5 protein-coding genes are annotated in these 5,906 nt (G+C 72.5%); 4 read left to right on the plus strand and 1 reads right to left on the minus strand.

Annotated features, from left to right (window positions below; genetic code table 11):
* The 3 genes from AOK24_RS35395 to AOK24_RS35405 form a co-directional block, all read left to right on the plus strand.
* A partial coding sequence (locus tag AOK24_RS35395; RefSeq protein ID WP_159052096.1) for a penicillin acylase family protein occupies positions 1-1,215 on the plus strand: 1,215 nt, incomplete at its 5' end.
* Positions 1,212-2,276 (plus strand): threonine synthase, encoded by a 1,065-nt coding sequence (locus AOK24_RS35400; RefSeq protein ID WP_055724072.1) that lies wholly within the window; start codon positions 1,212-1,214, stop codon positions 2,274-2,276. The genes AOK24_RS35395 and AOK24_RS35400, both read left to right, overlap by 4 nt.
* 118 nt (positions 2,277-2,394) lie before the next feature.
* Entirely contained in the window at positions 2,395-3,276 is an 882-nt protein-coding gene (locus AOK24_RS35405) for a hypothetical protein (protein ID WP_055724073.1), read from the plus strand.
* Here the strand turns inward: AOK24_RS35405 and AOK24_RS35410 are convergent.
* Complete coding sequence (locus AOK24_RS35410; protein WP_055724074.1) at positions 3,264-3,962, minus strand: response regulator transcription factor; 699 nt, start codon at positions 3,960-3,962, stop codon at positions 3,264-3,266. The two genes, AOK24_RS35405 and AOK24_RS35410, sit on opposite strands and share 13 nt — an antisense overlap.
* A 371-nt stretch (positions 3,963-4,333) precedes the next feature.
* Here AOK24_RS35410 and AOK24_RS35415 point away from each other — a divergent pair.
* Positions 4,334-5,311: MMPL family transporter (locus AOK24_RS35415; RefSeq protein WP_206191328.1), on the plus strand; the 978-nt coding region annotated here is incomplete at its 3' end.
* Positions 5,312-5,906 lie beyond the last annotated feature (595 nt).

Below are 5,906 nucleotides of genomic sequence, written 5' to 3' on the forward strand. Positions count from 1 at the left end.
CCGCCCGGCACCGACACCCGCTACGGCCTGTACTGGAGCGGCTTCGAGCCGTCCGTGGAGATCGCCGCCTGCCAGTCGATGTGGCGCGCGACGGCCCCCGGCGAGTTCCGCGACGCCCTGAGGGCGTTCGGCGTACCGGTCCTGAACGTCGTCTGGGCCTGCCAGGACGGCACGGTCTCCCTGAAGACGGCGGGCCGCGTCCCCGCACGGCTCCCCGGCAGCGGGCGTGCCCCCGGCGAGCACGACCGGGTGGCCGTGTCCTGGAAGGGCTTCCTGGACTTCGACGACCTCCCCGAGGAGACCGACCCCGAGCGGGGCCACGTCGTCTCCGCCAACCACAGGATGCTCCCCGACGGCGACCCCCGGGACGTCGGCGCGGACTGGGTCGCCCCCTACCGGGCGCAGCGCATCGAGGAGCTGATCACCACGGCGCCCCGGATCACCCCGGAGGCCTGCGCCGCCTGGCAGAACGACACCTGCGACGGCCGGGCACGCCGTGTCCTGCCCACCCTGCTCGCGGCCCTCGCCGAGGCGCCCCCCGCCGAGCCGCTCCCGGCGGCCTGCCATCGCCTCCTCGCGGACTGGGACGGCCACGCGCACCCCGGCGAGGCCGCGCCGCTGGTCTTCTTCCGCCTCCTCCAGAAGCTCACCGACCACTGGGTGTACGACCGGCTCGGCGCTGACCTGGCCGCCGCGATGCCGGACGTCACCCTCCAGGTCGACCACCTCCTCACCTCCCCCGAGGCGCGGACGCGGCTGGGCGACGACACCCCGCTCCCGGCGACCGTGGGCCGCGCGCTGGCCGAGGCCGCCGCGTGGATCGCCGAGGAGCAGGGGCGAGAGCCCGCGCGCTGGCGCCACGACCGCATCCACCGCATCCGGGACCGGCACGCGCTGGCCAAGGCGGTCCCCGTGCTGTTCGGTGGGGTCACCACACCGGTCGGGGGGAGCGGGCACTCGGTGGGGCTGATGACGCCCGACCGGGAGGGGACGGTGGTGGAGGGGGCGCCCTGGCGGTTCGTCGCCGAGCTGCGGCCGGACGGGCCCCGGCTGTGGGACGTGCTGCGGCACGGCAGTTCGGGGCATCCGCGCTCACCGCACTACGAGGACCAGACCCCGCTGCACGCGGCGGGGCGGCTCTACCCGGTCCCGCTGGAGGGGCCGCCGGACCGTACGGCCCGTGTCCTGACCCTGCGCCCCCGGAGGCCCTCGTGACCCTGTCCCACCTGGAGTGCGTGCGGTGTGCGGCCCGCTTCCCGCTCGCGGACCACCCCCGGGGCTGCCCCGACTGCGACACGGCCGGCCGCAACGCCAACCTGTTCTGCGTGTACGAGGAGTCGACGCCCCCGACCGAACGGCTGCCGTACGACACGGTGCCCGCGCTGGGCGAGGGCGACACCCCGCTGCTGCGGCTGCCGTGGCTGGCGGGCGCGTCCGTCAAGAACGAGGCCGCGAACCCGACCGGCTCGCACAAGGACCGGTTCGCGGCGATGGCCGTCGCGCACGCCGCCGCGTCCGGGTACGAGCGCGTCGCCATCAGCTCCTCGGGCAACGCCGGGCTCGCGCTGGCCGCGTACGCCGCAGCCGCCGGGCTGCGGTGCACGGTCGCCGGGTACACGCGGCTCCCGGAGCCGGTGCGCGAGCGGATCGCCGACCTCGGGGCCGACCTCCGCCTGTTCGACACGGACGCCGAACGCGTCGCCCTGATCCGGGAGTCGGCCGCGCGGCCGGACACGCTGGCCGTCTCCAACATCGCCGAACCCTTCGTCGGCTGCCACCCCATCGGCATCGAGGGCTACAAGCGGATCGCCTGGGAGATCGCCGCGCAGGCGACCGAGGAGGTCCGCCACGTCGTCGTCCCCACCAGCCGGGGCGACCTCGCCTGGGGCATCCACCGGGGCTTCGCCGAACTGCGGGGGACCCCGCCGCCCCGGCTGCACCTCGTGGAACCCTTCCCCCGGCTCACCGCCGTCCTCACCGGGGCACCCGTCGGCGACCACTTCCCCGGCGACAGCGGCCGGCTGTCCTCCATCGCCGGGCACACGACAACGGTCCAGGCCCACCGGGCCGTGACCCTGTCGGGCGGCTCGGCGGTGGTCGTCTCCTCCGACACGGCCGACGCGTGGTACGCCCGGCTGTGCGGGCGGGGCCATGTGTGGGAGCGCAGCAGCGTCACCGTGTTCGCGGCGTACGAACGGCTGCGCGCGCAGGGGACGATCGGGGCGGACGAACACACGGTGCTCGTGGCGACGTCACACTTCTTCAAAGGGCTGTGAACACACCCCTGTGAACGCCCCCCTGTGACCCAGCCCACAGGGGCGGCAACCTTTTCCGGACAGGCGGCGACATCGCGAACAGGACAGTGAAGTCCACCCCCCACCAAGGGAGTTCGCGATGCGTACGCTCCTCGCCCGGCTGGCCGGCCTGCTCGCCGCCCTCGCCCTCCTCACGGCGGCCCCCGGCACGAACCTCTCCCCCGCTCAGGCGGCCCCGGCCGCGAGCGTCTCCCCCGCGCTCGCGGCGGACCAGTGGACCCCGCCGGCGCACCTGGTGCAGCCGCTGAACGAGGTCTGGAACCACGTCGAGTCGACGTACCCGAACCTCTACGGCTTCCGCAACTACGGCTGGGACCAGGTCATGGCCAACCGGGGCAGCGTCAACTACTGCGTGCGGTGGGAGTCCGACGCGCCCGTGAGCGCCGCCCTGCGCGACCGCATCCACGCGGGCCTGAAGCGGCAGTTCGCGAAGTGGATGGCCGCGATGCTCGACAACGGCACCGGCACGAACGCCTGGCCGTACACGACCGTGCCCGTCACCATCGTCGGCTGGGCCGTCCGGGACCGCGCCACCCTCCAGTGGACGGACAACTCCGTCGACATCTACGTCAACAACATCAACGAGGGCGCCCCGCAGTGCTCGCCCGACTGCGGGCGCTTCTTCCACCAGGACGGCAACTACTCCCGCTGCCCCGGCGGCGCGGCCCGCCACTACGACCAGTCCCTGTGGCTCACCAAGGGCTGGACCGGCGGGGCCGGCGGCGACTGGGGGCAACGGGTGGGACAGGAGTACTTCGTCAACGCCCTCGGCCAGGAGAACATCCACATCTACCTGCACGAGGTCGGCCACACCTTCGGCCTGGACGACTTCTACGACTGGACCCCGACCGGCCAGTGCTGCTTCCTCATGAAGGCCGGTTCGGCAGCGCGGATCACCGAGTTCGACCAGTGGATGCTGCGTGACTTCTGGCGCCACCTGAAGAGCCGCTACGGCCTGTGACCCCCGCCCGCCTGCTGGCGCCGGACCTGTTCGACCAGGCCCGTCTCGTAGGCGATCACGACGAGCTGGGCCCGGTCGTGCGCGTCGAGCTTGCTGAAGAGACGGCTGACGTGGGTCTTCACGGTGGCGACGCTGATGTGGAGCCGGCCGCTGATGTCGGCGTTGGAGTGTCCGGCGGCGACGTGGACGAGGACCTCCAGCTCGCGTTCGGTGAGCGGTTCGAGGAGGGCCGGTGAGATGCCCGCGCCGAGGGCGGGCCGGTTGACGAAGTCGCGGATGAGGCGCCGGGTCACGCTCGGCGCGAGGAGGGCCTCGCCGGCGGCGACCGTACGGATGCCCGCGAGGAGCTTCTCCGGCGGCGTGTCCTTGAGGAGGAAGCCGCTGGCGCCGGCCTTGAGGGCGGAGAAGACGTACTCGTCGAGGTCGAAGGTCGTGAGGATGACGACCCGGATGGACTCGGTCGCCGGGTCGTCCAGGAGCTGACGGGTCGCCTCGATGCCGTCCATGTCGGGCATCCGGACGTCCATCAGGACGATGTCGGGCAGGTGCGCCCGGCCGGCGGCCACGGTGTCGCGGCCGGTGCTGGTCTCGGCGACGACCTCCATGTCCGCCGAGGCGTTCACGAGCACGCTGAAACCGGCCCGTACGAGGGTGTGGTCGTCGGCCACGACCACCCGGATCGTCATAGCCGGCCTCCGGATACGGACGTCGGGAAAGGCATCACGGGAACCCACCGTACAAGGCCGTGCGCGCCCTGCCCGCCGAACCGGACGACTGCCACCCGGCGGCGGGGGGCCGTCGGCTCAGGGTCGTACCCGCGTGTACATCCAGCGATGTACACCGGCAGTCCGTACCCCCCTGGCCGGACACCCGGATCGATCCGGGGCCCGACGACACCGGGGCCCGCCCGCGGGCAGGCTGTGAGCTGCGGGAAGGTCTGCCGGACAGGGATCGGCGACCGTGCGGCGCACAGGCGCGCCGGGCCCGACCTACGTCACGAAAGCAGAGTTGTGCTCCATTTCGACAACCATCGGATCGAGCTCCCGGGCGGACATCGATGAGCGGCATCGCGCGGTGGTGCTTCAGGCACCGGTTGATCGTCATCGGCGGGTGGCTGCTGCTCCTCGCGATCCTGGTGGGCGGCATGCGTGCCGCGGGCGGCGCCTCCTTCTCGGAGGAGTACACACTGCCCGGCACCGAGTCGACCAAGGCCGTGGAACTGCTGGAGAGCCAGTTCAAGCGCACTTCGGGCGACGCGAGCACGATCGTGCTGCACGCGACGGGCGGCAAGGTGACCGATCCGGCCGTCGAGGCCGAGGTGGACCGGATGCTCGCCGAGGTCGCCGAGGTGCCCGAGGTCGGCGCGGTGACCAGCCCGTTCGGCCCGCAGGGCGCGGCGCAGATCAGCCGCGACGGCCGGACCGCCTACGCGACGGTCACCTTCACCAAGCAGAGCCAGAGCCTGGACAAGGACAACATCCAGAAGGTCGTGGACCTGGGCTCGGAGCTGCGCAGCGACACCCTGCGGGTGGAGTTCGGCGGGGCGGCGATCGGGCAGCTGGACAAGCCGTCGACGTCGGCCAGTGAGCTGATCGGGCTGCTGGCGGCGGCGATCGTCATGCTGTTCGCGTTCGGGTCGTTCGTGGCGATGGCGATCCCGCTGCTCGCGGCGGTCCTCGCGCTGGGCAGCGCGATCTTCTCGATCGACCTGCTCACCCGGGTGATGAGCGTGCCGAGCACCGCGCCGATCATCGCCGCGTTCATCGGCCTGGGCGTCGGCATCGACTACGCGCTGTTCATCGTCGCCCGCTACCGCACCGGCGTGCGGGCGGGGCTCAGCCCGGAGGAGGCGACGGCGACGGCCCTGAACACCTCGGGCCGGGCGGTCATCTTCGCGGGCGGCACGGTCGCGGTCGCGATGCTCGGCCTGCTCATGCTGGGCTTCAGCATCCTGTCCGGGATCGGGCTGTCGGCGGCGATCATGGTGGTGTTCGCGGTCGCGGTCGCGGTGACGCTGCTGCCGGCGCTGTTCGGGNNCGCGAGGGGCCGGTCGAGGCGCAGGTCTCCAACCGGTGGGAGCGCTGGGCCGGGTTCGTGCAGAAGCGTCCGGTGCCGCTGACGATCGCCGCGACGGTGGCGATGCTGGTGCTGGTGATCCCGTTCTTCTCGATGCGGCTCGGCTCCTCCGACGCCGGGAACAACTCGACGAGCACGACCACACGCCAGGCGTACGACCTGCTGGCCGACGGGTTCGGCCCCGGGCACAACGGCCCGCTGCAACTCGTGGCGAAGGTGCCGTCCGCGCAGGCCTCCGACGACTTCACGCAGCTGGGGCAGAAGATCGGGACCGTCGAGGGCGTCGTGTCCGTGCGGACCCCGCCCGCCGAGCCCGGGGCGACGGTGCGGGTCATGCAGGTCATCCCCACGGACTCCCCGCAGTCGGAACAGACCTCGAAACTCATCGACACGCTGCGCGACCGCGTGATCCCGGCGTACGAGAAGAACGGGCTCGACGTGTACGTGGGCGGGCTGACCGCCGTGCACAAGGACTTCGCGGCGGCGCTGGCCGGGAAGATGCCGCTGTTCGTGACCATCGTCGTCCTGCTGGGCTGTCTGCTGCTGATGCTGGC

Origin of the sequence: Streptomyces niveiscabiei (assembly GCF_001419795.1) — a bacterium.
In the GTDB taxonomy this organism is placed as follows: domain Bacteria; phylum Actinomycetota; class Actinomycetes; order Streptomycetales; family Streptomycetaceae; genus Streptomyces; species Streptomyces niveiscabiei.